This is a genomic window from Janthinobacterium sp. ROICE36, assembly GCF_002869965.1.
Taxonomy (GTDB): domain Bacteria; phylum Pseudomonadota; class Gammaproteobacteria; order Burkholderiales; family Burkholderiaceae_D; genus Janthinobacterium.
This window is the reverse complement of the sequence record NZ_PEBS01000034.1, coordinates 1-24,925: the sequence shown is the minus strand read 5'-3', so window position 1 is coordinate 24,925 and position 24,925 is coordinate 1. Positions and strand designations below refer to the sequence as shown.

Annotated in this window: 28 protein-coding genes; 20 read left to right on the top strand and 8 right to left on the bottom strand. The window is 62.8% G+C overall.

Features of this window, described 5'->3' with window-relative positions; all coding sequences use genetic code 11:
- Positions 1-16 precede the first annotated feature (16 nt).
- The 3 genes from flgM to CSZ94_RS15065 are packed head-to-tail and all read left to right on the top strand — an operon-like array spanning position 17 to position 1,483.
- A complete protein-coding gene (gene flgM / locus CSZ94_RS15075) occupies positions 17-307 on the top strand; it encodes a flagellar biosynthesis anti-sigma factor FlgM (protein WP_102122249.1) in 291 nt (96 codons plus the stop codon).
- The gene (gene flgN / locus CSZ94_RS15070; protein WP_102122248.1) at positions 304-744 is read left to right on the top strand and encodes a flagellar export chaperone FlgN; all 441 of its coding nucleotides are present in this window, start codon (positions 304-306) and stop codon (positions 742-744) included. The genes flgM and flgN overlap by 4 nt, the downstream gene beginning before the upstream one ends.
- On the top strand, positions 731-1,483 hold the full coding sequence (locus tag CSZ94_RS15065; protein ID WP_102122247.1) for a glycoside hydrolase family 73 protein: 753 nt from the start codon (positions 731-733) through the stop codon (positions 1,481-1,483). Before flgN ends, CSZ94_RS15065 begins: the two co-directional genes overlap by 14 nt.
- A 6-nt stretch (positions 1,484-1,489) precedes the next feature.
- Here the strand turns inward: CSZ94_RS15065 and flgA are convergent, their stop codons facing one another.
- On the bottom strand, positions 1,490-2,137 hold the full coding sequence (gene flgA / locus CSZ94_RS15060) for a flagellar basal body P-ring formation chaperone FlgA (RefSeq protein ID WP_102122246.1): 648 nt from the start codon (positions 2,135-2,137) through the stop codon (positions 1,490-1,492).
- Positions 2,138-2,391: 254 nt separating this feature from the next.
- Between flgA and flgB the strand changes: the two genes are divergently transcribed.
- From flgB to CSZ94_RS14995, 13 genes are all read left to right on the top strand, one after another.
- A complete protein-coding gene (gene flgB / locus CSZ94_RS15055; RefSeq protein ID WP_034758109.1) occupies positions 2,392-2,754 on the top strand; it encodes a flagellar basal body rod protein FlgB in 363 nt (120 codons plus the stop codon).
- 8 nt (positions 2,755-2,762) lie between these two features.
- On the top strand, positions 2,763-3,179 hold the full coding sequence (flgC, locus tag CSZ94_RS15050; protein WP_010397423.1) for a flagellar basal body rod protein FlgC: 417 nt from the start codon (positions 2,763-2,765) through the stop codon (positions 3,177-3,179).
- A 3-nt stretch (positions 3,180-3,182) separates the two neighbouring features.
- Entirely contained in the window at positions 3,183-3,836 is a 654-nt protein-coding gene (locus CSZ94_RS15045) for a flagellar hook capping FlgD N-terminal domain-containing protein (RefSeq protein WP_102122245.1), read from the top strand.
- A gap of 58 nt (positions 3,837-3,894) precedes the next feature.
- Positions 3,895-5,073, top strand: coding sequence for a flagellar hook protein FlgE (locus tag CSZ94_RS15040; RefSeq protein ID WP_102122244.1), 1,179 nt, complete (start codon positions 3,895-3,897; stop codon positions 5,071-5,073).
- 26 nt (positions 5,074-5,099) lie between these two features.
- The gene (locus CSZ94_RS15035; protein WP_102122243.1) at positions 5,100-5,828 is read left to right on the top strand and encodes a flagellar basal body rod protein FlgF; all 729 of its coding nucleotides are present in this window, start codon (positions 5,100-5,102) and stop codon (positions 5,826-5,828) included.
- A 32-nt stretch (positions 5,829-5,860) separates the two neighbouring features.
- A complete protein-coding gene (gene flgG, locus CSZ94_RS15030) occupies positions 5,861-6,649 on the top strand; it encodes a flagellar basal-body rod protein FlgG (RefSeq protein WP_167389655.1) in 789 nt (262 codons plus the stop codon).
- On the top strand, positions 6,649-7,323 hold the full coding sequence (gene flgH, locus CSZ94_RS15025; protein ID WP_258000992.1) for a flagellar basal body L-ring protein FlgH: 675 nt from the start codon (positions 6,649-6,651) through the stop codon (positions 7,321-7,323). The genes flgG and flgH overlap by 1 nt, the downstream gene beginning before the upstream one ends.
- 9 nt (positions 7,324-7,332) lie before the next feature.
- Positions 7,333-8,445 carry a flagellar basal body P-ring protein FlgI gene (locus tag CSZ94_RS15020; RefSeq protein WP_102122242.1) on the top strand — a complete coding sequence of 371 codons (1,113 nt, stop codon included), beginning with the start codon at positions 7,333-7,335 and terminating at the stop codon, positions 8,443-8,445.
- Positions 8,445-8,849 (top strand): rod-binding protein, encoded by a 405-nt coding sequence (locus CSZ94_RS15015; RefSeq protein WP_102122241.1) that lies wholly within the window; start codon positions 8,445-8,447, stop codon positions 8,847-8,849. The genes CSZ94_RS15020 and CSZ94_RS15015 overlap by 1 nt, the downstream gene beginning before the upstream one ends.
- An 81-nt stretch (positions 8,850-8,930) precedes the next feature.
- A complete protein-coding gene (gene flgK, locus CSZ94_RS15010) occupies positions 8,931-10,292 on the top strand; it encodes a flagellar hook-associated protein FlgK (RefSeq protein WP_102122240.1) in 1,362 nt (453 codons plus the stop codon).
- Between the two features lie 10 nt (positions 10,293-10,302).
- The gene (gene flgL / locus CSZ94_RS15005) at positions 10,303-11,214 is read left to right on the top strand and encodes a flagellar hook-associated protein FlgL (RefSeq protein ID WP_102122239.1); all 912 of its coding nucleotides are present in this window, start codon (positions 10,303-10,305) and stop codon (positions 11,212-11,214) included.
- 5 nt (positions 11,215-11,219) lie between these two features.
- Positions 11,220-12,269: a hypothetical protein gene (locus CSZ94_RS15000; RefSeq protein ID WP_258000991.1), complete on the top strand. Its 1,050-nt coding sequence runs from the start codon at positions 11,220-11,222 to the stop codon at positions 12,267-12,269.
- A gap of 148 nt (positions 12,270-12,417) precedes the next feature.
- Entirely contained in the window at positions 12,418-13,518 is a 1,101-nt protein-coding gene (locus CSZ94_RS14995; protein ID WP_180977489.1) for a glycosyltransferase family 9 protein, read from the top strand.
- On the opposite strand, the gene CSZ94_RS14990 is transcribed toward CSZ94_RS14995, so the two are convergent.
- Positions 13,503-15,674, bottom strand: a complete 2,172-nt coding sequence (locus CSZ94_RS14990) for a putative bifunctional diguanylate cyclase/phosphodiesterase (protein WP_258000989.1) — start codon at positions 15,672-15,674, stop codon at positions 13,503-13,505. The two genes, CSZ94_RS14995 and CSZ94_RS14990, sit on opposite strands and share 16 nt — an antisense overlap.
- Positions 15,675-15,791: 117 nt before the next feature.
- Positions 15,792-16,250: a hypothetical protein gene (locus CSZ94_RS14985; RefSeq protein ID WP_102122237.1), complete on the bottom strand. Its 459-nt coding sequence runs from the start codon at positions 16,248-16,250 to the stop codon at positions 15,792-15,794.
- Between the two features lie 182 nt (positions 16,251-16,432).
- Between CSZ94_RS14985 and CSZ94_RS14980 the strand changes: the two genes are divergently transcribed.
- Positions 16,433-16,912, top strand: coding sequence for a PACE efflux transporter (locus tag CSZ94_RS14980; RefSeq protein WP_102122236.1), 480 nt, complete (start codon positions 16,433-16,435; stop codon positions 16,910-16,912).
- Here CSZ94_RS14980 and CSZ94_RS14975 read toward each other — a convergent pair.
- From CSZ94_RS14975 to CSZ94_RS14965, 3 genes are all read right to left on the bottom strand, one after another.
- The gene (locus CSZ94_RS14975) at positions 16,876-17,769 is read right to left on the bottom strand and encodes a LysR family transcriptional regulator (RefSeq protein WP_102122235.1); all 894 of its coding nucleotides are present in this window, start codon (positions 17,767-17,769) and stop codon (positions 16,876-16,878) included. The genes CSZ94_RS14980 and CSZ94_RS14975 overlap by 37 nt on opposite strands.
- A gap of 142 nt (positions 17,770-17,911) precedes the next feature.
- Positions 17,912-18,661, bottom strand: coding sequence for a YcbK family protein (locus CSZ94_RS14970; RefSeq protein ID WP_374703582.1), 750 nt, complete (start codon positions 18,659-18,661; stop codon positions 17,912-17,914).
- A gap of 99 nt (positions 18,662-18,760) precedes the next feature.
- Positions 18,761-19,597: an EAL domain-containing protein gene (locus CSZ94_RS14965; protein WP_102122233.1), complete on the bottom strand. Its 837-nt coding sequence runs from the start codon at positions 19,595-19,597 to the stop codon at positions 18,761-18,763.
- Between the two features lie 234 nt (positions 19,598-19,831).
- Between CSZ94_RS14965 and CSZ94_RS14960 the strand changes: the two genes are divergently transcribed.
- Positions 19,832-20,644 (top strand): class II glutamine amidotransferase, encoded by an 813-nt coding sequence (locus CSZ94_RS14960; RefSeq protein WP_102122232.1) that lies wholly within the window; start codon positions 19,832-19,834, stop codon positions 20,642-20,644.
- A 66-nt stretch (positions 20,645-20,710) separates the two neighbouring features.
- Here the strand turns inward: CSZ94_RS14960 and CSZ94_RS14955 are convergent, their stop codons facing one another.
- Positions 20,711-21,241 carry a GNAT family N-acetyltransferase gene (locus CSZ94_RS14955; protein ID WP_102122231.1) on the bottom strand — a complete coding sequence of 177 codons (531 nt, stop codon included), beginning with the start codon at positions 21,239-21,241 and terminating at the stop codon, positions 20,711-20,713.
- A 301-nt stretch (positions 21,242-21,542) separates the two neighbouring features.
- On the opposite strand from CSZ94_RS14955, the gene CSZ94_RS14950 reads away from it, so the two are divergent.
- Complete coding sequence (locus CSZ94_RS14950; RefSeq protein WP_102122230.1) at positions 21,543-22,598, top strand: sulfate ABC transporter substrate-binding protein; 1,056 nt, start codon at positions 21,543-21,545, stop codon at positions 22,596-22,598.
- 43 nt (positions 22,599-22,641) lie between these two features.
- On the opposite strand, the gene CSZ94_RS14945 is transcribed toward CSZ94_RS14950, so the two are convergent.
- Positions 22,642-23,790 carry a LuxR family transcriptional regulator gene (locus tag CSZ94_RS14945; protein ID WP_102122229.1) on the bottom strand — a complete coding sequence of 383 codons (1,149 nt, stop codon included), beginning with the start codon at positions 23,788-23,790 and terminating at the stop codon, positions 22,642-22,644.
- 108 nt (positions 23,791-23,898) lie between these two features.
- On the opposite strand from CSZ94_RS14945, the gene CSZ94_RS14940 reads away from it, so the two are divergent.
- Entirely contained in the window at positions 23,899-24,768 is an 870-nt protein-coding gene (locus CSZ94_RS14940) for a hypothetical protein (RefSeq protein ID WP_146009810.1), read from the top strand.
- The last annotated feature ends 157 nt before the right edge of the window (positions 24,769-24,925 follow it).

Genomic DNA, 24,925 nt, shown 5'->3' with positions numbered 1-24,925 from the left:
GGGCAAGGGACAACGTATGAAAATCTCCTCCGGCAATACCGGCGCTGCCGTACGCAGCAGCACCATCGCGCCGGCCGAGGCGATCGCCGAGTACGCGGGCGCCGCCGGCGTCATGACAGGCTCGTCGGCCGGGGCGGAATTGCAATCGGCCGTGCTGCAACCGGCCATGGCCGCCCTGCGCGCCATGCCCGAGATCGACCACGAGCGCGTGGCCATGCTGCGCGATGCGCTGGCCAAGGGCGAATTGCCATTCGATCCTTCGAAACTGGCAGGCCTGATCCAGCGTTTCCACGGCGGCGAATCGTGACCGCGCCGCGCAAGGGCATCACGCGCCAGGAAGCCGTGCGCCGCGTGCTGCAAGGCATGTCGGACGACAGCGCCGGCTACGCCGCCCTGCAAACATTATTGGAAGAGCAATTCCAGGCCACCTTGCAGCACCAGAGCACCCGGCTGAGGGCGCTAGCCGAGCAGGTTACCGCCGCCGTCGAGCCCCTCGATGCGCGCCGCCGCCAGCGCGTCAGCCTGGTCACTGCCCTGCTGGGCGCACAAGGCGATATGCCGCAATTGTTTGCGTTGTTGCAAGAAGACGCGCGCAGCAAGGCCGAGGCCGACTGGGCCGCGCTGGAGCAGATGGTGCTGGAATGCAAGCGCCTGAATACCCGCAACAGTGATTTATTAACAGAGCAGTACAGCATCATGCAGCGCGTGCTGCATGGCGAGGAAGATACGTATGCGCCAGGCTGATTTCCCCACACTCCGCGCCACGGCAGCGACACCATCGACGGCAGCCACATCCGCCGTGCTGAGCAATATGCACGCGACCCCTGCCACAGTGGCCGCTGGCAGTTTCAGCGACGTGTTCCGGCAGGTACAGGGCGAGGTGGCCCGCTTCATCGAACAGGGCGGCGGCAACGCCACCAGCCTGAGCCCGCAAGGACGCGCCTACCTGGAGCAAAGCCAGCCCGTCAATGTGCTGGGAAGCATCAACCAGGGCGGCGAGATCGGCGAAACGCAGCAGCAATTCCTTGCCTCGATCAAGCCGTGGACGCAAGAAACGGGCGCGCGCCTGGGCGTGGCGCCGGAAATTGTCGCCGCCCACGCGGCGCTGGAATCGGGCTGGGGCCAGCGTCCGCTGCGCCAGGGCACGGGCGCGGACACGAATAATCTGTTCGGCATCAAGGCCGGCGGCAAATGGCAGGGTGACGTGGCCAGCAATATCACCACCGAATACGAGGCGGGCAGCGGCACGGCGCTAAAGAAAACCGAGCGCTTCCGCAGCTACCCGGACCAGGCCAGCGCCTTCCGCGACTATGCCCAGGTGTTGCTCGACAACCCACGCTACCGCGCCGCCCTGAACACGGGTGCCGACGCGGGCGCCTTCGCGCAAGGCCTGGCGCGCGGCGGCTATGCCACCGATCCCCATTACGCCGCCAAGCTGACGCAGCTGGCGACGCGCTTGCAGCGTACGACCGCCGCAGACTGACCTTCCTTAACGGCCGGTAATATCGGCCGGCTCCACCACGCCCGCATCGACCACCCTGGCACGTATCACCGTGCCGCTGGTGGCGTTGCGCACGCGGATCACTTCGCCCAGCGCGCCCGGGTCCATCGCTACACCGGCCATGCTCACTTCCACCTGCTCCTTGCGCGCCACGATATTGACCGCACTGCCCCGTTTGATCAGCATGGGTGCAGCCAGCTGCCCCTGGCGCAGCACTTCGCCGGTGCGCAAGCTGCGCCGGCTCGACAGGCCGACGGCGCCGGACAAGGAAGAAATACTATCCGGCACCATCGTCACGTCGCGCCGCGCCAGGGCCACGTCGTCCGCCTGCAACGGCGTATTCGCCGTGACGGGTGCGCTGGTGACGGCGACCTGGGCCGTGATGCTGCCGCGTGCCAGCATTTCATAACGCCAACCGTTGCTTCCAGGACACACTGCCACAAAGCGCATGCGCTGCGCCGAACGGCTGTCCGCCGTCTCCAGCGCGACGGGCACCGCGCACGCCGGCACGGGGCGCGTGCTTTTTACCACAGTCACCTGAAACTGCGGTTCCAGCAATCCCGCCGAGGCTGCCTGCTGTGCCAATTGCTCGCGCGCCAGTTGTTCCACACGCGAAAATATATTGTCGGCTGGCAATTCTGCGCGTCCTGCACTACTATATAGGCTGGTCAGTAAAAATAGGCCAGTAAGCAGTAAGTGACGACATTGCGCCTTGTTCCACATCACGGAATAGTTCTCAAAGTAAATCATCGCTAACCTTAATCAAAGATACTGAAGCGGCATGACCTTACCATGCGTCTACATGACCAGGCTGGGATTTTAGCTCTGCACCACCTATTTTCTGGCCCGAACCGCAAAAAGCACGATCGAATTCAATACAAAGGATGACCATGGGGATTAATTTCAAGGATGCGCTGGGCGTGCACGCCGATGCACTCGCGCTGCGTGCCGACCGTACCCGCGTGCTGGCGGCCAATATTGCCAATGAAAATACGCCCGGCTTCCAGGCCATGGACATGGATTTCGGCAGCGCCCTGCAGCAGTTGCAGGATAACGAAGCGGGCCTGCTGTCGACCGATGACGATGCCAGCGCCCTGTACCGCGTACCCTACCACCCCAGCCGCGACGGCAATACCGTTGAAATCGGCGTCGAGCAGGCGGCGTTCTCGCAGAATGCCACCGACTTCCAGACCAGCCTCACATTCGTCAACATGAAACTGAAGGGTCTGTCCAAGGCCATTTCCGGTCAATAAGGATCAGCATGAGCTTCCAGGATATTTCCAAGATCGCCGGTTCGGCGATGGCGGCGCAAACCGTGCGCCTCAATACCATCGCCAGCAACCTGGCCAATGCCGATTCCGTTGCCGGTTCGGAAGGCGAAACCTACCGCGCGCGCAAACCCGTGTTTGCGGCCGTGATGGACGGCCCCGGTTCCAGCGGCGCCGGTGGGCGCGTACAGGTACTCGACGTGGTGCAAAGCGACGAACCGCTGCGCAAGGTGTATGAACCTGGCCACCCGATGGCCAATGCCGATGGCATGGTGTTCTACCCTAACGTCAACCAGGTTGCCGAGATGACCGACATGATGTCGGCGTCGCGCGCGTTTGAAACCAATGTCGAAGTTCTGGGCCGTATCAAGTCGATGCAGCAATCGCTCCTCAAATTAGGTGAAGCATAATCCATGGAAACCAATCTCTTTACAAATAACACCAGCGGCAGCGGCAGCAACAACAATGCCGTCAAGTCGCAAGGCAATGCCACCCAGGACATGTTCACCAAATTGCTGGTCGCGCAGATCAAGAACCAGGATCCCCTCGCGCCCACCGATCCGAGCCAGTTCGTCAATCAATTGACGCAGCAGGCGCAGACGGAGGCGATGCAAAACCTGTCCGCGCTGACCAGCGCCAATGCCAGCGTGCTGCAATCGATGCAAGTGCTGGCCCTGGGCGCGCAAGTGGGTTCCGAAGTGATGGTCAACAGCGAAACGGTGCAACTCGATACGAGCAAGGTCAGCGGCAGCATCGCGCTGGCCGCCGGCACCACCAAGACCACCGTGACACTGAAAGGGCTGGACGACAAGGAATACAAGATCGAACTGGGCGCCAAAGGAGCCGGCACCGTCCCCTTCACCATCGATCCCGTCGCGCTGGGCTTGCCTGCTGGCACCTATAGCATGGCGGTGACCACCGGTGGCACCGAAAAGCCATCGGTCGACATCGCAGGCAAGCTCAACAGCGTGCGCCTGTCGTCCGGCGGCAGCATGATCCTGAACGTGTCGAACCTGGGCGAAGTCAACCCTGGCGCGATCACCGGCTTTAACGGCAAGACGGCCTGATCCGCCCTTCCCTTCGTTTGCTGCACACTAATCTCGTCCTTCACTAAAGGAAGTCAACATGAGTTTCGACATCGCCCTGTCCGGTATCCAGTCCATCAACCAACAGTTGAACAGCACCAGTAACAATATCGCCAATGCCGGCACCTACGGCTTCAAGAGCAGCCGCGCCAACTTTTCGGCCATGTATGCAGGTTCGCGCGCCACGGGTACGGAAATCGGCTCTCTCACGCAAAGCATGTCGCTCAATGGCGGCGTGCTGAACACGGGCCGCGCGCTCGACGCCGCCATCGACGGCCGCGGCTATTTCGTCGCCCGCGATGCGCAAAACACCATGAGCTACAGCCGCGTCGGCATCTTCTCGGCCAGCAGCGACGGCAAGCTGATCGATGCGAACGGCCGCCTGGTGCAGGGCTATGCCGCCGTCAAAGGCAGCACCACCCTGGGCACCATGGGCGACATGCTCATTCCGACGGGCCAGATTCCCGCAGAGGCGTCGACCAAGCTGGCGTATGCCGCCAATATGTCATCCGAATGGACTATCAAGGCTGTGCCCTTCAACAAGACCAATGAACTGAGCTACAACAGCGCCAAGTCCTCGATCGTCTACGATTCGCTGGGCGCCAAGCACTCGCTGGGCCAGTACTTCGTCAAGACGGCAACGGGCGTCGACGTGCACTACACCTTGGACAACGCCGATCTGGCGCCAGTGACGAGCATGGCCTTCGACACGTCCGGCAAGCTGACGATGACCGCGCCGGTCACGCTGGCGCTGGGTACGCCGACCGGCGCCGCGCCGCTGTCGATCGCCATCGACTACACGGGCACCACCCAGTTCGCCGGCGAAGCCAACACCTCGACCGACCGCTCCGATGGCTATGCCTCGGGCACCTATACGGGCGTGGAACTGGCCGATGACGGTTCTGTCGTGGCGAAATACACGAACGGCCAAAAACAAAGCATCGGCGTGATCGCCCTGGCCACCTTCCCCGATGAAGGCGCATTGACTGCCATCAACGATACCAGCTGGGTCGCCTCGACCACTTCCGGCACCGCCATCTACGACCGCCCAGGCGTGGGCATGGCCGGCAAACTGGTGACGAGCTCGCTGGAACAGTCGAACGTCGACATCACCTCCGAACTGGTGGGTCTGATGACGTCGCAGCGCAATTACCAGGCGAACTCGAAGGTCATCTCGACCGAGAACGCCATGCTGCAATCGCTGATGCAAGCGCTGTAATCCACGATACGCAAAGGTAAAGAGCAATGGATGCGCTGATTTATACCGCCATGAGCGGGGCCGACCGCGCCCTGCGGGCACAGCAGGTACACGCCAACAACCTGGCCAACATCGAGACGGGAGGCTTTCGCGCCAACCTGGAAGTGTCCACTGCCCAGCCGTTGCAAAACGGCTATGGCTACGACGACCGCCACATGACGCAGACGCAGTCGAGCGCCATCGGCACGCGCACGGGCCCCATCAAGGAAACGGGACGCGAACTCGACGTGGCCATCACGGGTAACGGTTTTCTCGCGGTGCAATGGCAAAACGGCGAAGCCTACACCCGCGCCGGCGCCATGGACCTCGATGAAACGGGCGCACTGACCCTGAACGGCCGGCCGGTGCTGGGCGAAGGCGGTCCCATCACGATTCCCGAGCATACCAGCCTGGCTATCGGCGCCGATGGCACGATTTCCATCCAGGTGCCGGGTACGGCGCAAATGCAGACGGTCGACAAGCTCAAGCTGGTCAACGCCGAAGCGGGAGAACTGACCAAGAACGAGGCGGGTCTGATCGTGGCGCGCGGTGGCGAAGACTTGCAGGCTGACCCGACGGTACGTCTGCGCGACCGCCACCTGGAAGGCAGCAACGTCTCGGCCGTCGAGGAAATGGTCGCCACCATGAGCCTGAACCGCAGTTTCGAGATGCAGATGAAAGTATTCAAGGCCAGCGATTCCATGACCGAATCCGGCAACCGCCTGCTGGGCGCTTAAGCCCAACGCCAACCAATTACCAGGAGTAAACGATGAATCCAGCAATGTGGATCAGCAAGACCGGCGTGCAGGCACAAGATGCCAAACTGCAAGCCATCGCCAATAATCTGGCCAACGTCAATACCGTGGGTTTCAAGCGCGACCGCGTCGTCTTCGAAGACCTGTTTTACCAGGTCGAGCAGCAACCGGGCACGCAGCGCGCCGACAATACCCTCTCGCCATCGGGCGTACAGCTGGGTAACGGCACGCATATGGTGGGCACGCAAAAGGTGTTTACCACCGGCAGCCTGCAAACGACGAGCCGCGAATTCGACGTCGCCATCACCGGCAACGGCTTTTTACAAGTGCTGCGCCCGAACGGCGAAGCGGCCTACACGCGCGCCGGCCAGCTGGGCATCAATGAAAACGGCGTGATGGTCAACGCCCAGGGCTTGCCGCTGGTGCCGCAGATTACCGTGCCGAACAATGCCACGGCAATCACCATCGGCGAAAACGGCATGGTCACGGCCACCGTGCCGGGCAATGTCAACGGCACCCAGCTGGGCCAGCTGAACCTTTCCAGCTTTATCAACCCGACGGGCTTGCTGGCACTCGGTGAAAACCTGTTCCAGGAAACGGCATCGAGCGGCACGCCGACGGAAGGCCGTCCCGGCGAAGGCGCACTGGGCAAGCTGAAACAGTTTGCGCTGGAAGGCTCGAACGTCCAGGTGGTCGAAGAGATGGTCGATATGATCGCTGCCCAGCGCACCTATGAAATGAATACCAAGGTGCTGTCGGCCGCCGACAATATGCTGCAATACCTGGCGCAAGCGGCACGCTGATGACAGTCGCCATGAAAGCCACGGCGGCCCTGCTGCTGGTGTTGATGGCCGGTTGCGCCAGCCAGCCGGCCGCGCCCGTGGCGCCCAGCTTTTCCGATACGCCGCTGCCAGTGGCGCCGCGCAGCGCGGCGCGCGGCGGCGTGGGCGGCGGCGTGTTCAATCCCGACGCGGGCCTGGACCTGATCTCCGACAGCCGCGCCTTCCGCGTGGGCGACGTCGTCACGGTAGCCCTGCAGGAAACCACGCAAGCGAGCAAGAAGGCCGGCACCTCGTTCAACAAAGGTTCCTCCGTCGGCGTGAAGGCTGCCAACATTCTGGGCAAGACCTTACCCAAGACGGGTGTCGACCTGTCGGCCGACCGCAACTTTGCCGGCGACTCGACCAGCACGCAGCAAAATGCGCTGTCCGGCGCCATCACCGTGATCGTGCAGGAAGTGCTGCCGAACGGCTTGCTGCGCGTGCAGGGAGAGAAAACGCTGACCCTGAACCAGGGCCTGGAATTCGTGCGCCTGCGCGGCTACCTGCGCGCGGCCGACATCGATTCCAACAACCAGGTTTCGTCCCTGCGCATCGCCAATGCACAGATCGCCTATTCCGGCCAGGGCACCCTGGCCGAAGCCAATACACCAGGCTGGCTGACGCGCTTCTTCGTCGGCCCGTGGATGCCGTTTTAAGGTGACAACATGAAATTCCGCTCCGCCCTGCCCCTGGCAGCCATGCTGGCCGTGCTCTCCGGCTTTGCCCTGCCCGCCAGCGCCGCGCAAGTGCTGCGCAACCTGGTCAGCATCGAGGGCGTGCGCGACAACCCGCTGATCGGCTACGGCCTCGTCGTCGGCCTGAACGGCAGCGGCGACACCACCCAGGTGAAGTTTTCCAGCCAGTCCGTGGTCAACATGCTCAAGCAGTTCGGCGTGAAGATGCCGGACGGCGCCGAAGCGAAAAGCAAGAACGTCGCCACCGTCATGGTCAGCGCCGTATTTCCACCAGGATACCGCCGTGGCCAAGCCATCGACGTCACCGTCTCGTCCCTGGGCGATGCGAAAAGCTTGCGCGGCGGCACCTTGCTACTGACGCAATTGCGCGCGGCCGACAATGAAACATATGCGCTGGCGCAAGGCAACGTCGTCGTCGGCGGCTTGAACGCCACCGGCAAGAGCGGCTCGTCCGTCACCGTCAACACGCCCACCTCGGGCCGCATTCCCAACGGCGCCAACATCGAGCGCGAGATTCTCAGCGACTTTTCCACCAAGCCTTCCGTCACCCTGAACTTGCGCCATCCGCATTTCGAGACGGCCATCAATATCGTCGAAGCCGTCAACCGCCGCTTCGGCGCCGTCGCCACCACGCGCGACGCCACCAGCGTGGACGTACTGGCGCCGGAAAACCCGACCCAGCGCGTGGCTTTCATGGCCAAGCTCGAAGCGTTGACCGTCGATGTGGGCGTCGACACGCCGAAGGTGGTCTTCAATTCGCGCACCGGCACCGTGGTCATCGCCGAAGGCTTGCGCGTGAAGGCCGCCGCCATCACGCATGGCTCGCTCAAGGTGGTTATTTCCGAAAGCTCTGCAGTCAGCCAGCCGGCGCCGTTCGGCCGCGGCCAGACCACCGTCACGCCGCAATCGAAAGTGTCGGTCGACCAGGGCAATGGCAATATGTTCAAATGGCCGGCCGGCGCCAAGCTGCAATCGATCATCGACGTGGTCAACAGCCTGGGCGCTTCGCCCGATGATATCATGGCAATCTTGCAAGCCCTGGACCAGGCCGGGGCCATCGAAGGCGAACTGGTGGTGATTTGATGCTTAATGTAAACGACAGCAGCAGCGCCCTGCCCTCGGCGCTCGACGACAAGACCCCCGCCGCGGCCACGCCGGCCGATCCCCGCTACGCGGCCAAGGCCACCGAGGCGGCCGTCAAGTTCGAAGCCTTCTTCATCTCGCACATGCTGCGCCAGATGCGTTCGGGCACGCGCGAGATGGCAGGCGAAGACAGCGTCTTCAAGGACCCGATCAACAGCGACATGCTGGAAATGGCCGACAACCTGGTGGCCGACAAGATGGCCGGCCAGCGCGCGTTCGGCATCGCCGACGCCATCCTGCGCCAATTGCTGCCGGCGGCCGGCGCCCCCGTGGCAGCCAAGAATACGGCCAACAGCGCTGCCAAGACCGACAATATTGCAGCGCCGCTTAATAAATCCGTCTGAAGCGTCGCCTGTACAAGGTAACAACGATTCAATGCCTGCCCAACCGCACGCGCCACACTCTTCACGAAAGAAAATTGCCCAATGAGCATCATCAGCAATGCATTGTCAGGCAGCATCGCCGCCCAGGCCGCACTCAATGCGGCCAGCCAGAACATCGCCAACCTGCAAACGGCGGGCTACACGCGCCAGGGCGTGCTGTTGTCCTCGCTTGGTGCAGGCGCGGGCGTGCGTTCGGCCGGCAATGGCGTGGAGGTGTCGGCCCTGCTGCGCTTTGCCGATGCGTATAAAAGCCAGCAAATGTGGCGCGCCGCGTCCGACCAGGGCGCCCGTGCGCAGACCCAGCCCTACCTGACGCAACTCGAGCGCGTGATGGGTGACGATGTCTCCAGCATCAGCAACGGCATCGACGGCTTTTTCGCCGCCCTCAACGCCTCGGCCGTCGACCCGACCTCGACGCCGCTGCGCCAGCAGATCGTCACCTCCGCCGACGCCATGGCGCAGCGCTTCAACAGCATCAGCACCGTCATGGGCAACCAGCTGCTGTCGGTGCAGCAGCAACGGTCAGCCATCGTGCCGCAAGCTAATACCACCCTGGCCAATATCGCCGCGCTGAACCAGCGCATCAGCACCTCCACCGCCTCGGGCACGAATGTGTCGTCGCTGATGGATGCGCGCGACCAGCTGATCGATGGCCTGGCCTCGCAAATGGGCATCGAAGTGCTCGACCAGCCGGACGGCTCGCGCAACGTCTCGCTGAAATCGGGCCAGCCGCTGGTCATCGGCAGCATTGCCGGCACCCTCAGCAGCAACATGACGAATACGGGTGAACAAACCTTGAGCCTCGACTTCGCCAAGTCGACGTATACCCTCGATTCGGTGGCCATCGGCGGCCAGATGGGCGGCCTGGGCGAATTCGAGCAAAATACCCTGAAACCGCTGCAGCAGTCGCTGCAAGACATGGCCACGCAGTTAACCGCCAAGGTCAACGCGCAGCTGGCCCTGGGCAAGACCATGGCAGGAGCCGCTGGCGGCCCCCTGCTGGTCTACGCGAACGGCAAGCTGGGCATTACTCCCGGCTTTAACGCCAAGGACCTGGCTCTGTCGCTGACGGGCGCCGCCGGCGACAGCGGCAACTTGCAGAAATTGATCGATATCAAGAATGAGCCCATCACCGTCAGCTGGGTGGGCTCGGTCCTGATGAGCGACGCCGACACGCAGCTGGTCGGCAAGCTGGGCATCTACAGCCAGCAGAACCAGGCCCTGCTGAAGACGTCCAACACGGTGCGCGCGCAAGCCATTGACGACTGGAAATCCACCAGCGGCGTGAACAAGGACGAAGAAGCGATGAGCCTGGTGGAATTCCAGAATATGTACCAGGCAAACATGAAAGTCATTTCCGTGGCGAATAGCTTGTTTGATGCCACTTTGCAAATGATGGGTTAAGGAGAAGAGCATGCGTGTCGCCAGCAGCCAGTACCAATCGCTGATTAATATTTCTCTTCAGCAAAATCAGGAACGCATCAATTTCCTGACCCAGCAGATGTCCTCGGGCTTGCGCATCCAGCTGCCATCGGACGATCCGATTGGCAATGTGCGCATTTCGCGCCTGACGCGCGAGCAAGCCATGGTGACCCAGTACCAGGACAATATTGCCACGGTGAAAGTGCGCCTGCTGAAAAACGAAAACTACCTGTCGAGCATGGTCACCGACATGGGCCAGGCGCGCGACCTGCTGGTATGGGCCGCCGACGGCAGCAACACGCCCGGCGACCTGAATGCGATGACGCAGTCGCTGACCGCCATGCGCGACAGCGTGCTGTACACGGCCAACCTGAAGGACCAGGAAGGCCGCTACATGTTTTCCGGCACCGCCACCGACCAGGCGCCCATCAAGTACGACCCGACGGCGGCTCCCGGCTCGCGTTACAGCTACGTCGGCAATACCGACACGCAGAACGTGGTAGTGGGCAATGGCGTGACGCAGGCGGCCAACGTCGACGTGAAGAGCCTGGAAGTGTGGCTGAACAAGATCGACCAGGTCATCGGCAGCCTCAGCGCGCCAGGCGTCAGCCCGAATGACCCTGCCGTGCGCGCCATCGTGAGCGACGGCCTGGGCGGCACCGATGACGGCATGGATTTACTCTCCGGCAAGATCGCCATCTTCGGTGGTGCGCAAAACATCCTCACTACGCTGTCCGGCAACCTGGCCAACGTCTCGCTGTCGAACGACATGGCCTTGTCCGATTTGAAGAAGACCGACATGGGCGCGGCTGCCATCGACCTGAACGGCTACCAGACTGCCCTGCAGGCAACATACAAGGCGTACGCCAAGGTTGGCAACCTTTCCCTGTTTGATCTTCTCTGACCACCATGCAAATCGTTCAGACTTCCTCCTCGTCCGGCGTCAATGCCAAAGGCACCGGCAAGACCCGCGTCGCCGATGACGCGTCCGCCGCCATTAATGGCAGCGGCAGCGCCAGCGCGCGCAGCGAGGCGCCGGCAGCGAGGAGTTCGACAGCGAGTCTGAAGCGTGGCCTGAGCAACTGGGATCACCAGTTGCAGGGAGAAATTTCCAACGCGCAGCAAACGCTCGATTACCTGGAACGCAGCAGCAGTCAGTTGCAAGCGCTGAAAGGCGAGCTGGCGGCCAAGCTGGCCGCGCGCCAGGGACGCGAAGGGCAAGTGGAAGCACGCGTACGCCAGTTCAGCAATACCTGGCGCCAGCGCGCCAGCGCCTCGGGCGGCACGCTCGACGCACAGCTCAGCTATACCAGCCCGCAGGCGGCACAGCAAAACTTCAGCATTCGCGGCCTGACCATGGCCAGCCTGCAGGAAGGACCGCAGGAAGTGCTGGCGTTTTCCGTCGGCGGCGCGAACCAGGCCTTGCGTTCGGTGAATATCGAACCGGGCCTGAGCGAGAGCGAAATCGTGTCCCGCTTCGACCGCGCACTCATGCCGTCAGGCATAGGCGTCAAGCTGGGCGAAAATGGCGAGCTGGTGTTCAGCACGTCGGAAGCGTCCTGGGCCAACGTGCGCGACAGCCTGTCCGTGCGCGGCAGCGGCATCCGCTATCCGACCGGCCAGATGAGCCGCGTGCGCACGGATGCGGAACCGGCCGCCATCGCCCCGGAAGAATGGCATACCGGTGACACGGAAGCCTTGCGCGCTACCTTGCAGCAAGTGGTGCAAGCGCTGGCGCAGTTGCAGGCGGCGCGCAGTTCCGTCAGCCTGGCACTGGCGCAAGCGACGGGACGGGTGGCCCGCGCACAACCGGTGCAAGTGAGCGTCAGCATGGATACCTTGGCGGAAAACTTCACGGAAAAAGCCAGCCAGCCCGGCTATGAATCGCTGTTGGCGATCAGCTCGGCGCTCGTCGGCATCAGCCGCGAGCGGGTGGTCGCCCTGCTGGGCCTGGAATAAGCCCTCTTCCGCCTGCGCTGCCTTGCCACGCGCAGCAATAGTGGGGCATGCCCCCTAGCTCAGCACGGTGGAAATCCGTAAGATGCTGCTGTCGCTGGTGCTTTGCCCCATACGCCAGCGCATCCCGTCATCCACTTCCGGAGTTCCCTTGATAAAAACCGCCGCCCGGCTGCTCAGTTACGCCCTGCTGGGCAAATCCGACAAGCAGCCCCTCGATATTGCCAAGGTGCGCAAGGTATTGATTTTGCGCAACGACAAGATCGGCGACATGATCGTCACCTCGGCCCTGTTGCGCGAGTTGAAAAAAAACTATCCGCACTGGCAGATCGACGTGGCAGCCAGCAGCGCCAACCGCGACATCATCGCCGACAATCCGCATGTGAGCGACATCCTCATCTGGGACAAGCAGCCGCTGCTGCGCGACTTGCGCACCACCATCGCCGAGCTGCGCCGACGCCGCTACGACGTCATCTTCAACCCCTACAACCGCTTTTCGATTCCCTTGCTGCTGCGCATCAAATGGCTGGGTGCGCGCTATTTGACGGGCTTTGCCATTCCCAAATACGGCACCTCGACGGCCAAGCTGGGCATGTTCGACCATACGGTGCCCTGCGACCGCAGCCGCCACATCCTGCACAGCTACTTCGCCACCTTTGGCGCCTTTGCCCTGGGCGACATCGACCTGCACTATGAACTGTTCGGCGTGGATGCGCACGCGGCACAGGTCGACGCTGCCTGCGACACCCTGCTGCGCACCCATGAAGGCTTGTTCTGCCTTAATTTCCAGGGCAGCAATGCGCAACGCACGGTCAGCGTGGCCGACGCCCGGCGCTGCTGCGCCGCCCTGGCGGCACGCTATCCGCGCCATGCGCTGCTGGTGATCGCCGCACCGGGCACCGAGGCGCGCGCTGCCGAGATCGTGGACGGTGCCGGCCATGCCAACGTGATGGCCGCGCCACCCACCGGCCACATCCTGGCGCTGGCGGCCCTGATACGCCGCTGCGAACTGGTGCTGTCGCCCGACACCTCGGTGATCCACATCGCCTCGGCGTATGACAAGAAAATCGTCGGCTACTACATCCGCACCGACAACTATCGCTGGTTTTATCCGGCCAGCCGCCATTACCGCGTCATCCTGGCACCGGGCCTGACGCTGGCCAAGGTCAGCGCCGCCGAGACCCTGGCTGCCGTGGAACAGCTGATGGAAGGCGACGGGCAGGCGCAAACGACTATTCAAGCCGCAGGCTGAGCCGCCAGCAGGCGGTCCATCTGCCCTGCCGGCAACGCGCGGGAAAAGAAATACCCCTGCGCATAATCGCAACCGGCAGCGCGCAGCAGATCGCGCTGCGATGCCGTCTCCACGCCTTCGGCCACGACTTTCAAGCCCAGCCGCTGCGCCAGCCCGATAAGCGCCACGCACAGGCCCTGCCCGGCATCATCGCGCCCCAGTTCCCCCACCAGCGAACGGTCGATCTTGAGAAAGTCGATATCGGACTTTTTCAGGCACGCGAGCGACACTTGGCCGCGGCCGAAATCGTCGAGCGCCAGCGCCAGGCCCATGGCGCGCAACTGGCGCAGGCGCTCGACCACCTGGCGCGCCTCGTCAAGCAGCACCGCTTCCGTTGTTTCGATGACGATGGCGCCCGGCGCCAGGCCCTGGCGCGCCAGATGCCCGCCCCAATCCTGGTACAGCGCAGCGTCGCAGCGAAATTCCACGGCCGACTTGTTGATGCTGATCTGGAACGCGGCGCCATGCTCGTCTTGCCACTGCCGCGCCTGACGCACGACCTGGCGAAACACCCATTCGCCGATATCGATGATCAAGCCGTTCGCCTCGGCAAACGCGATGAAATCGGCGGGCAGCAGCAAGCCGCGCAGCGGATGACGCCAGCGCAGCAGCGCCTCGGCCCGCTCGATACTGCCATCGCACAGGCGGATGATGGGCTGGTAATGCACTTCGAACTGGTCCTGCGCCAGAGCCAGACGCATCTCGCGCACCGTGTTGCGGCGCAATTCGGCCGCCTGCTGCAAAGCCGGAGTGAAATAGCTATAGCCGTTGCGCCCCGCACTCTTGGCCGCATACATGGCCTGGTCGGCATGTCGCAGCAAGGTATCCGGCGCCTCCGCATCGGCCGGATACAGCGCCACGCCCACGCTGGCCGACACTTGCACCGTGTCGCCGTCGAGCATGAAAGGCAGGGCCAGCGCCGCTGTCAGTTCCTGCAGCACGCGCTCGATGCCGCCCAACTGCCCCACGCCGGCCAGGATGACGGTGAACTCGTCGCCGCCCAGGCGCGCGACGGTATCGGTGGCGCGCACGCGTTCGCTGATGCGCGTCGCCGCCTGGCGCAGCAGCATGTCGCCCTTCTCGTGACCCAGGCGGTCATTCACCTGCTTGAAATGGTCGAGGTAGATGAACAGCAGGGCCAGACAAGCGCCTTCGCGTTTGGCGTGGTGCGTCTCGTGTTGTAGCCGGTCGAGAAACATGTGGCGATTCGGCAAGCCCGTCAGCTGGTCGAAATTGGCTTGCCGCCAGATGCGCTCGGACGCTGTGCGCTGCGCCGTGATGTCGCTGACCAGCGCCAGCGCACCCAGGTAGGTGCCGCCGGAGTCGAAGATGGGATTGGTAGCCAGCGTGGCCCACAAGGTGTTGCCGTCACACCGCAGGAATTTGAATTCGTGGCGTTCGGTAATGCCATCCTGGCGCCGCGCAATGTTGCGCTCCAGAATGGCGCGTCCCTCGTCATCCATGAAGGCAGCCAGTGGCTGGCCCAGCATATCCTCGATCTGGCAGCCCAGCATCTGCGCCATCTTCGGATTGACAAAGCTGGTCAGCGCCTGCGCATCGATTTCCCAGATGCCCTCCTCGGCGCTGTGCACGATGCGCCGGAAGCGTTCTTCGCTGCGTTCCAGCGCCGCCAGCTTGCCCTCGGCCTGCTCCAGCACCAGGCGCAGCGCCTGGCCGTTCGGGTCGGCGCTGCCCAGCAGGCTGACGGGCAAGCCGGCCTCGGGCGCGCCGGGACGGGACCCCAACTGCACCTGCAGCTGAATGCGCTCGGGCTCGCTGCTATTGAGCACGCGCTGCACGAACTGCGCGTAATCGTGACGGAACGCCTCGTGGATAAAGGAACGGAACAGCACGTGGCCGTTCCGTTCCCGCGGCAGGCCGAACAGCTCGGCCGCCATCAGGTTGACTTGCAAGATCACGCCATCGAGGCCCAGCACGAAATAGGCGACGGGCGCCAGCAGATACAATTCGTTGAAATAGGCTTGCTCGCGTTCGGCCTTCACCCGTTCCGGGCTGAAGACGCCATCGTCAAGCAGGGGCGCGACATGCTGCGGCACGCCGTCTTGGCCGAGCGGGGAGGAATCCGGAGCAGATGCCGCTTGCGGAGGTATGTCCATGGCTGTCCTTGGCACCGCCGCCCTGGAAAACAGGTGGGTGCAGTAGCGAGACTAGCATGCGCACCGCGCAGTGTCGAGCGATGCCTGCCATGGATACCGTTTCTACAACAAGCCCGCTCAGCGGCCCTTTCCCATGCCGCGCCGGCGCAAGCCGAAATCATGGCCCACCACCAGCAAGGTGCTGGCCACCAGGCTGGAAAGCCCCACGATCAGCTGGATCAGCTTGTCGTCAGGCAAGATCCACAGCGACGCGTCCGGCGCCTCGCAGCCCGTCGCCGCACTGATGAGGGGCGAGACCCAGGCCGCATCCGGCGTCACGTCCAGCACGACGGCGCCGTCGGCACTGGTCTGCAGATAGATGTCACCCCCTTCGGCCAGGGTAAAGCAGATGCCCACGCCCGTTTCCGTGGCGCGGATATTGTCCTGCATGCTGCGGTTATGCTCCTCGATCCACACTTCCACGTCGTACGGCGTTTCCAGGTGCTCCCACGGACAGGGGCGAAAACGGGGACGTTCGTCCGGACTGGCGGGGGAATCTGGGGTGTCGGGGATGTTGCTGTCTGCTGCGCCTTGCATGCTCGTTGACCTCTTCTGCGGTGATGCGGCGGGACCGGTTGCCCGCCAGCCGCCATTATCCACCGTTCACGGTCAGCCTGGTATTGCTGGTGCACATCTATCAGAAAAACTGATGTCTATTAACTTTTAACATCAGCACACCTGACTTAAAATAGCGGCCATCTCTTCTTTACAGGCTTTACATGCAAGGCATCCAACGCAAAATCGTCTACGTCACCGCCTTTGAAATCATCGGCATGGCCATTTCCACGGCCTGGCTGACCCTGCTTTCGGGCGAATCGCCCACCAGCACGGGCCCGCTGGCGCTCATGATCACCACCATCGCCGTGATCTGGAACCTGCTTTACAACACGGCCTTCGAGTACTGGGAAATCCGCCAGGTGTCGCGCACGCGCACCGTCTGGCGCCGCATCCTGCATGCGATCGGCTTCCAGATCACCCTCGTCATCTACCTGATCCCGCTGATCGCCTGGTGGCTCAACATCAGCCTGTGGCAAGCCTTCGTGCTGGACTTCGCCCTGATGCTGATCATCCCGTGCTACAGCTTCATCTTCAACTATTTCTTCGATGGCCTGTTCGGCGTGCCGCTGTCGGCGCAGCAGCCGAAGGAAGCACCGGCCGGACTTCAGGGTGCCGCTGCCGGCACCTCGCTCAGCAACTGAAGAAAGGACCGTGCCGCCATGCCCAGCGGCCGGTCCTTCATCCACACCAGGTGGATGGGCACGACCAGGCCATTGCCCGTATTCTTGAATGCCACGCGGCGCACCCGCCCTGCCGCCAGCGAGTGGGCGATGGCCGAAGCGGCAAAGTTGCCCCAGCCCAAACCCGATTCCACCATCGCCAGCGCCATCGGCAAACTGTCCGTGCGCCAATAGGACAAGCCCACCACCGGGCGCGCATCGGCCAGATCGAGTTCGCGGCTGGCGACGATGATCTGGCGCAAATTCACCAATTCCTCGATATACAAGGGCCGGCCCGCCACGCTGGGCGGATGCTGGGTGGAAATAATCGCCAGCAAGGCATCGCTGCCCACCAGCTGGAACTGCTCCTCGTGATTGATGCGTCCGCCAGCGAAAGCCATGCAGGCGCTGATGCGGCCCCGGTGCAACATGTCGAGCACATCGTCCTGCGGCGCCGTCAGCACTTCGATGTCGAGCAGCGGATGGCGCTGCGACAGCGCGCGCACGGCGGCCAGGAAGGGCGCATGGTCGAGCTCGGCAGCGATGCCCAGCGAAATGCGGCTTTCCAAGCCCTGCGACAATTCCTGCACGTGCAGGTGCAACTGCTTCAACTGCTCGGCGATCAGGCGCGCGTGGGGAAGCAGCGCCATCGCGGCGGGCGTGGGCACGGCTTCGCGCGCACCACGGTCGAACAGGGCGATGCCCAGTTCCGCCTCGATGTTGGCAATCGCCATGCTGACGGCCGAGGGCGCCCGCCGTAAGTCGCGCGCGGCGGCCGAGAACGAGCCGCCGTCGACGACGGCCAGGAACAGTTCGATGTTATGGCTGGACAGTTTCATGGGGCTGGACGATCAAAGCGGCACTTTTGCGCGCGCCGGTGGTCAGACGCAAAGGAGCGGCTGGCGCCTTGATTGGGAACGTCCCGTGAATTTCGCGCCAGCAACGATAGCCTGCCGGAGCCGCCCTGCCACGACGACTGCCTCAGCCTTTCCAGGTGCGCTGCAGCCCGGTATCGGCATGGATCCAGCCGCCACGAGGGCCGGAACGGTAATAAAAGCCCACGCCACCCTGCTTGAAGCTGCGCACCAGGGAACCGAGCACTTCCGCGTTCAGGTTGGCCACGCGGATGTCGGCGGCGCGCCCCGAGATGTGCAGCGACTGGCGCGCAGCCGGCACGCCCGCTTCGCGCAGGCGGCTGTTCGATTCGGCCGTGCGGTAGCCGGACAGGATTTCCAGCGGCTGCTCGATGCCGTAGCGGGCCACAAACGCTTGTGTGCCCCACAGGGTTTCCAGCAGTTTCGGGTCGATGGGGGCCGTCTTCTTGCCGTTCACGTCGCGCAGCAAGTGGCACAGTTCCTGGTAGGCAGAATCGATGACCTCGCCATCTTTCCAGTACAGCAGCCTGGCCTTTTCATTGCTGGCCGGGCGCACCACTTCCAGGGTGCGCGGCTTGAGCCAGAATTCCAGGTCCAGCGCCTGCGCATCAAAAATGTCGGGAGGCGGTTCCATCTCGGTGATGGCCTGGCGCGACTGCGAGGTGATCGAACGGTCGACGCTGGCCAGTTGCGTCGGCTGGGGCGGTACGCTCGTGCGCGGCGCGCGCGGCTTGGCGCTGGCCGAAGCCGAGGCGGGAGCGGCCGTGCGCGAGGCGCAGCCGATGAGCGGGGTGGTTACCAGGCCCAGCGCGGCCAGGCCCATACCGTGGTGTAGAAAGTTTCTGCGCGATGCCATAGTCAGTCCAATTTAGCGATGGGAATACTATAGCGTATTGTGCTGCGAAGAAAAACCCTCAATGCCTATCGTGTCGCCCTCATTTCCATGCATTTTGCTTCAGGCGGCAACCGCGACGGGGGCGGCGACCCCTTTCGCCTGCGCCAGCGCCGTCAGGGGCTTGTCCTGCAAATAGCCCTGCGCCACGATGGGCAAGCCCGTGAGGGCGGCGATACGCTGCAGCGCGGCCAGCGCGGCCGGCGTGTCGAGGCGCTTGAAGATGACGCGGATTTTCGCCGCATGGCACACGGTGACGAAGCTGGCGACGGACTGCTCGTCGCTGAGGTTGCCCGCGTCGAGCTTGAACGCATGCGGGTGCAAGCGCTCCAGCATGCCGCTTGCTTCGTGCACGCTGGCCAAGTTGATGGCCAGGCGGAAACCGTTGCGCCGGTAATTGTCGGCCACATAATTGAGCAGCCAGCCCTGGTTCGGCGTCACCGCTGGCAATTGCAGCACGATGCGCCCGATGGGCACGCCCAGCGCGTCGAGGATGCGCTGGAAGGCGTGGCCGTGATTGCTGCTGACAGCGCTCAGCAGGCGGTCATGCACGTTCAGGTACAGGTCGGACTGCTCCGCTTCGCTCTGGCGGAAAAAATTGATCGCATGCAACATGCGGCACAAACGATCCAACTCCACCGATTCATCGTCGCTGGCCGCATGGTCGAGCAAACGCCACAGCGACAAGCCCTCGTCCGCCTTCGACACGCTGCGCGCCAGCCCTTCGAACGCCACCAGCTTGCCGCTGCCCAGTTCGCGCAGCGGCTGGAAGGCGCTGGTCATGGTGCAATTGAAAAAGCGCCCCAGCGCCCTGCCCTCCCCGTCTTGCCAGACACGGGTGCCGGCCTGGGTTTGATGCGACAAACGGGCCAGATAGTTTTTCAGGACGGGAAATGGCATGGCTGCTCCTTCATCGGGCTGCGCTGGCATCCCGCATGGGGAAGACGGCGCCAAAGTGTGCAGAGTAAGCCAGCGCAAACCAAAGGAGAACGAATGGTTTCGCCGTTTGATATGCGGCCAGCGAATAAGAACACCGCAATGGACAGCGCATAACGATAGTCGAAAACATTCCTTCCAACGCCCTGCCCCGGCCTTTACTGTGGGCGTGTACCGATATCATCAGGAAGGGTCGCCATGTGCCAGTTACTCGCAATGAACAGCAGCAAGCCAGCCGCGCTGGGATTTTCCTTTGCCGGCTTTGCCGAGCGGGGCGGACGCACGGACGAGCACCGCGACGGCTGGGGCATCGCCTATCATTCCAGTAGCGGCTGCACCTTGCTGACGGACCATCTGGCGGCCATCGATTCGCCGCTGGCCGCCACCGTACAGCAGCATCCCGTGAAGGCGAAAAACATCGTCGCGCACATCCGCAAGGCCACGCACGGCCGCATCGCGCCAGAAAACACCCACCCGTTCGCCCGCGAACTGTGGGGCAAGACCTGGTCCTTCGCCCACAATGGCGACTTGAAAACGTGGCGCCCGCCCGCCAATGCCGATTACCGTGCCAGCGGCGACACGGACAGCGAACTGGCTTTCTGCCACCTGCTGGCCCGCTTGCGCACGCGCTTTCCCTTGGGTGACCCCACGCGCGCCGCGCTGCGCGCCGCCATCGCCGAGGTCGCCACGGAGATCGCCGCGCACGGCAGCTTCAATTTCATCCTCTCGGACGGAGAACTGCTGTTTGCCCACTGTTCCACGCATCTGCACTATGTACTACGCGCATACCCGTTTTCCGTGGCGCAACTGATCGACTGCGAGCGCAGCATCGACTTTCGCCAGCATAACCACCTGGACGACCGCATCGCCGTCATCGCCACGCAACCCCTGACGCAAAACGAGGACTGGCTGGCGTTCGCGCCCGGCGAACTGTTACTGTTTGCCGGCGGCACCTTGCTGCAAGTGGACGATCGCGCGCCGCAAGGCGTGTATATCCAGATCAGTTACTGAAGGGAAATAGTCAAAGGGAAGAAAAAGCCCGCCGCCGTTTGGGCGGGCTGAAGTGCAGGATAGCCGTCAGGCCGAATTGCAGTTGCAAAAGCGCTTGCGCTTGGGGTCGCCGCTAGAGATGCCTGCGGGATCAATCTGTTTCCAGCAAAAAATCGTTTCCACGCCATACGGCGAACGCACATTGCCCGCCTCGACATAGCCCAGCTTGACGAAAAAGTCCTCGCTGCTGGCCGTGCTATGCAGTTGCAAGGCCTTGATGCCCCACTCGCGCGCCTGCGCTTCCAGCTGTTCCACCAGCGCCTTGCCGGCGCCCCGGCCTTGCGCCTCGGGCAGCAAGTAGCACAGGGCCAGCTTGCCGGCGCGCGTCAGCAAGCCGACACCGACGACGGCGCCCGCCTCGACTGCGACCAGCGAAAAATTGGTAGGCGACGCAAACCAGCACGCCACCATCTGCGGTGTTTTATTGCCCAGCCAGGCTTCCAGGATGGCCGGATCGTCCCGATGATCGAGGCTGCAGCATTCGACGATGGAGCGTCGTAATACGTTGCACGCCTCGAAAGCGTCGGTCGATGTTGCAATACGAATTTCAAGACTCATGTACGCTCACAAAATATTCCAGTTGCCGATGCAGACGGTTTTACCCCTGTATCGTGCGATTCGACTATACACCAAGCGGCGCAATCAGGTTTTTTGCCGCACGCCACGAGCCGCTTTTGCCGATGGCGCAATGCCTGCAGACTACGTGCTGATGCGCATCTTGCCCACGAATGTTTGCAAAAATCGATATCTGTTTTTTAGCGCAAATGGGAATCAAGTCTAAGCATATTACGAAAAATTCGTTTCTTTTCCGGCCGGAATTTTAGACTATGACTGTCTATTCTCACAACAAGAGTTCAACATGCACCATTCCAACGCCGTATCGACCAGCCCAGCGACGCTCACCCAACGCTCGCGCCGCTGGTTCCTGGCCGGTGCCCTGGCCGCTTCCGCCGCCGCCATGAGCCTGCCCATGAGCGTATCCGCCGCCGAACCGGTAGTCTTGCTGAACGCCTCGTACGACGTGATGCGCGAATTGTTCAAGGATGTGAATCCCGCATTTATTGCTGATTGGAAAGCCAAAACGGGCGAAACCATCACCATCAAGCAGTCGCACGGCGGTTCCAGCAAGCAGGCGCGCTCCGTCGCCGATGGACTGGAATCGTCCGTCGTGACCATGAACCAGGCGAATGACATCGATATCCTCGTCGACCGGGGCCTGGTGGTGGCCGACTGGGCCAAGAAATTGCCGAATAATGCGGCGCCGTTCTACTCGACCATGGTGTATCTGGTGCGCAAAGGCAACCCAAAACACATCAAGGATTGGGACGACCTGGCCAAGCCCGGCATCAAGGTCATTGTGCCGAACCCGAAAACCTCGGGCAACGGTCGTTACACCTATCTGGCAGCCTGGGGCTATGCCGTGAAAAAAGGCGGCAGCGAAGCACAGGCGCGCGAGCTGGTAAGCAAGCTGTTCAAAAACGTGCCCGTGCTCGACGGCGGTGGCCGCGGCGCCACCACCACCTTCACGCAACGTGAAATCGGCGACGTGCTGGTGACGTTTGAAAATGAAGTGCAACTGGTGCGCGCCGAATTCGGCGACAACTTCGAAGTGGTGTATCCAAGCATCTCCATCCTGGCCGAGTCACCGGTGGCGGTCGTCGACAAAGTCGTCGACCGCCGCGGCGTGCGCAAGCAAGCCACGGCCTACCTGCAATACCTGTACTCGGAGCCGGGCCAGGAACTGGTCGCCAAGCACTATCTGCGCCCCCGTTCGGCCACGGTAGCGAAGAAATACGCGGCCAGCTTCAAGCCGATCAGCCTGTTTACCGTCGATGACGTCTTTGGCGGCTGGAAACAGGCGCAAAAGAAACACTTTGACGATGGCGGCGAATTCGACAAGATTTATCAGAAGTAATCTGAGCTGCATCAATCAACAACCGGGACTTGGGCCGGTTTTTTTATGGCGGTGTGCCGGCGTCCCACTCCAGAGCGCTGAACAGGCTGGCGATCTCGCTGCTGCGCTGCGTGCCCGTCTTGGCCAGGATGGCCTGGATCTGACTGCGCACGGCACTGATGCGCACGCCCTGCCGTTGCGCGTACCCGGCGGGCTCCATCCCGTCCGCCAACGCCAGCGCCAGCGCCCACTCAGCGCCCGTCAAGCGGAATGGCCGCTCGAACGCACCCGGCCAATGCCGCAGCCCTGTCCTGAACAGGGGCCGCAGGGACAACATGGCCATCACTGCCCCATCACCGACAGCGTGCTGCCCGATGCACACAGGCAGCGGCAGGATACCTATTTCCAAGGCCGGCCGGCCATCCTCATCAGCGGCATACAAGGGCGCCGGACGCGGGCAGGCCAGCCCTGCGCACACTTGCCGCACGCGTTGCGCCAACTGCTGCTGCACCGAACTGACGCGCACATCCACGCTGCTGCCACGCACGGCAATCAAGGGCCGAACCGGGGGCGTGGCAGCCAGCAGCCGCTGCGCCGCCATGTTCATGAAGACCAGCCGCAGGCCGGCGTCGACCAGCAAGATCGCGCGGGGCAAGACATCGAGCGCAGCCCAGGCCAGCCCACCATGCGCCTGGGCTTGCTGCGCCGTATCGCGCAGACGAAACACATTCGGCAAATGTGCGAGCACGCGCTGCAGTTGGCCATGCGTGCGCCGGTCAAAGCGGCCCTGGCCGGCTGCGCGGTGCGCGGACAGGATGGTCGGCGCGCCGTTATCGGGGACGACGCCACTGCACGAATAGCGCACGCCCGCGCGCAGGTAAAAATCCTGGAAATACTCGCTACGCGCCACGGCCTGGTCGCTGAAATAGTCTTGCATCAGGTGCATGCGCCCCGGCGGCCCCCGCGTCAGGACCGCATAGCCGGGATCGAGCGCGTGATAGTAGCGGCGGTAACCGTGCTCCCACGCTTGCTCGTCCAGGCCCGTGACACAGGCACGCGAAGGCGCCGTTCCCGCTTCCGCTTTCAGGAAACAGCAGGCTACGTCGCCACCAGCGAGCCGCGCGAACGCACGCAGGGCCGCATCCCACTGCGCCGGCTCCAGTGCCGCCCGGTAAAAAGCGGCAATGACGGGATCGGCACCGACCTTCTCCATCCACCCCCCACCTTTCTGTAAAAAAATCGGCAAATCGCTGCCGCACCCTTCACTTGAAGGATGCGCGGCAGCGGCCCGGCACGCACCATGGCATCGATGGCGCCGGCCATGCGCACCGCCATCGGCAATGCTCTTCCAACTTCGCACTCACCAAGGAGTAACATCATGTTTTCAAGCGATAACGTTCTCCGCATCCTCCCGCTGGTTCGCGTTGGCGGCAAACCATGGCGCCTGGCAGTCGGCGCCTCCACCCTGCTGGCGCTGTCCGCGTGCGCCAACCTGCACACCATCCACCGCAGCAGCGACTTGCCGGACGACGGCAAGGCCATCCACCTCGACGCAGCCCAGCGTGTGATCCATGTCACGAAAGACGGCAAGGCCTGCGCCGAACCGACGCCCGACGCTCTGCAATCGTACGCGTCCACATTCGGCGGCACACTTAACGCCGGCCCCGATGGCGCCTCTTTCTCCGAAGCGCTGCGCGCCAATGCCGCCAGTGTAGGGCTGCACTCCCAGAGCATTACCCTGATGCGACAGCATCTGTTCAATATCTGCGAATTTGCGCAAAACCAATGGCTCAATGACGCTGACGTCATGCTGCTCATGGAGCGTTCGCAAGACCTCACGCTGGGCATCCTGGCTATCGAGCAACTCACTGGCGCCGTGGTAGCGCGACAGCCTGTGCTGTCAGACCATACAGACCTGGCCGCAGCAGCGAAGCAGCGCATGCAGGCATCCCAGGACGCCATGGCAACGCAAGCCAAGCTCGATCTTGCAATCAAGAAAGAACATGCCATACAAACCAATGCCGATGCCGCTGCGCATGCGATGCCGGCGACCCCGGCCACGGCCGGCATGGCTACGTCGTCAAGCCAGGAAGTCCGCATGCTTAACAGGGTGTTGAAAAAGGACCCCAGTCCTTCGGATTTTGTCGCCAGACATGCGAATTTTTCGGGCTGGAAGCCGCATTTTTCCTAAAAAGCAGTTTTCAGCCACTTTTCAGGCCGTTTTTTGACATTTTTTAGCGCTTTCCGTACTCTATGGACGGAGTTATCCAACCACCGCCGATAAACGCCAGCCAAAGATCGTCGCCATGCGCGTCAGGTTGTAAGCGGCGAAAGTGAACGTGGTTTGT

Excerpts from the sequence above, each read along its gene's own strand:
- CSZ94_RS15020 (WP_102122242.1), top strand. The coding sequence starts at position 7,333 with ATGAAATTCCGCTCCGCCCTGCCCCTGGCAGCCATGCTGGCCGTGCTC.
- flgH (WP_258000992.1), top strand. The coding sequence starts at position 6,649 with ATGACAGTCGCCATGAAAGCCACGGCGGCCCTGCTGCTGGTGTTGATG.
- flgL (WP_102122239.1), top strand. The coding sequence starts at position 10,303 with ATGCGTGTCGCCAGCAGCCAGTACCAATCGCTGATTAATATTTCTCTT.
- CSZ94_RS14975 (WP_102122235.1), bottom strand. The coding sequence starts at position 17,769 with ATGAAACTGTCCAGCCATAACATCGAACTGTTCCTGGCCGTCGTCGAC.
- CSZ94_RS15045 (WP_102122245.1), top strand. The coding sequence starts at position 3,183 with ATGGAAACCAATCTCTTTACAAATAACACCAGCGGCAGCGGCAGCAAC.
- flgG (WP_167389655.1), top strand. The coding sequence starts at position 5,861 with ATGAATCCAGCAATGTGGATCAGCAAGACCGGCGTGCAGGCACAAGAT.
- CSZ94_RS14990 (WP_258000989.1), bottom strand. The coding sequence starts at position 15,674 with ATGGACATACCTCCGCAAGCGGCATCTGCTCCGGATTCCTCCCCGCTC.
- CSZ94_RS14955 (WP_102122231.1), bottom strand. The coding sequence starts at position 21,241 with ATGAGTCTTGAAATTCGTATTGCAACATCGACCGACGCTTTCGAGGCG.
- flgB (WP_034758109.1), top strand. The coding sequence starts at position 2,392 with ATGGGGATTAATTTCAAGGATGCGCTGGGCGTGCACGCCGATGCACTC.
- flgK (WP_102122240.1), top strand. The coding sequence starts at position 8,931 with ATGAGCATCATCAGCAATGCATTGTCAGGCAGCATCGCCGCCCAGGCC.
- CSZ94_RS14950 (WP_102122230.1), top strand. The coding sequence starts at position 21,543 with ATGCACCATTCCAACGCCGTATCGACCAGCCCAGCGACGCTCACCCAA.
- CSZ94_RS15000 (WP_258000991.1), top strand. The coding sequence starts at position 11,220 with ATGCAAATCGTTCAGACTTCCTCCTCGTCCGGCGTCAATGCCAAAGGC.
- flgM (WP_102122249.1), top strand. The coding sequence starts at position 17 with ATGAAAATCTCCTCCGGCAATACCGGCGCTGCCGTACGCAGCAGCACC.
- CSZ94_RS14970 (WP_374703582.1), bottom strand. The coding sequence starts at position 18,661 with ATGGCATCGCGCAGAAACTTTCTACACCACGGTATGGGCCTGGCCGCG.
- CSZ94_RS14965 (WP_102122233.1), bottom strand. The coding sequence starts at position 19,597 with ATGCCATTTCCCGTCCTGAAAAACTATCTGGCCCGTTTGTCGCATCAA.
- CSZ94_RS14985 (WP_102122237.1), bottom strand. The coding sequence starts at position 16,250 with ATGCAAGGCGCAGCAGACAGCAACATCCCCGACACCCCAGATTCCCCC.
- CSZ94_RS15035 (WP_102122243.1), top strand. The coding sequence starts at position 5,100 with ATGGATGCGCTGATTTATACCGCCATGAGCGGGGCCGACCGCGCCCTG.
- CSZ94_RS14940 (WP_146009810.1), top strand. The coding sequence starts at position 23,899 with ATGCGCACCGCCATCGGCAATGCTCTTCCAACTTCGCACTCACCAAGG.
- CSZ94_RS14960 (WP_102122232.1), top strand. The coding sequence starts at position 19,832 with ATGTGCCAGTTACTCGCAATGAACAGCAGCAAGCCAGCCGCGCTGGGA.
- CSZ94_RS15040 (WP_102122244.1), top strand. The coding sequence starts at position 3,895 with ATGAGTTTCGACATCGCCCTGTCCGGTATCCAGTCCATCAACCAACAG.
- CSZ94_RS15015 (WP_102122241.1), top strand. The coding sequence starts at position 8,445 with ATGCTTAATGTAAACGACAGCAGCAGCGCCCTGCCCTCGGCGCTCGAC.
- CSZ94_RS14980 (WP_102122236.1), top strand. The coding sequence starts at position 16,433 with ATGCAAGGCATCCAACGCAAAATCGTCTACGTCACCGCCTTTGAAATC.
- CSZ94_RS14945 (WP_102122229.1), bottom strand. The coding sequence starts at position 23,790 with ATGGAGAAGGTCGGTGCCGATCCCGTCATTGCCGCTTTTTACCGGGCG.
- flgC (WP_010397423.1), top strand. The coding sequence starts at position 2,763 with ATGAGCTTCCAGGATATTTCCAAGATCGCCGGTTCGGCGATGGCGGCG.
- CSZ94_RS15065 (WP_102122247.1), top strand. The coding sequence starts at position 731 with ATGCGCCAGGCTGATTTCCCCACACTCCGCGCCACGGCAGCGACACCA.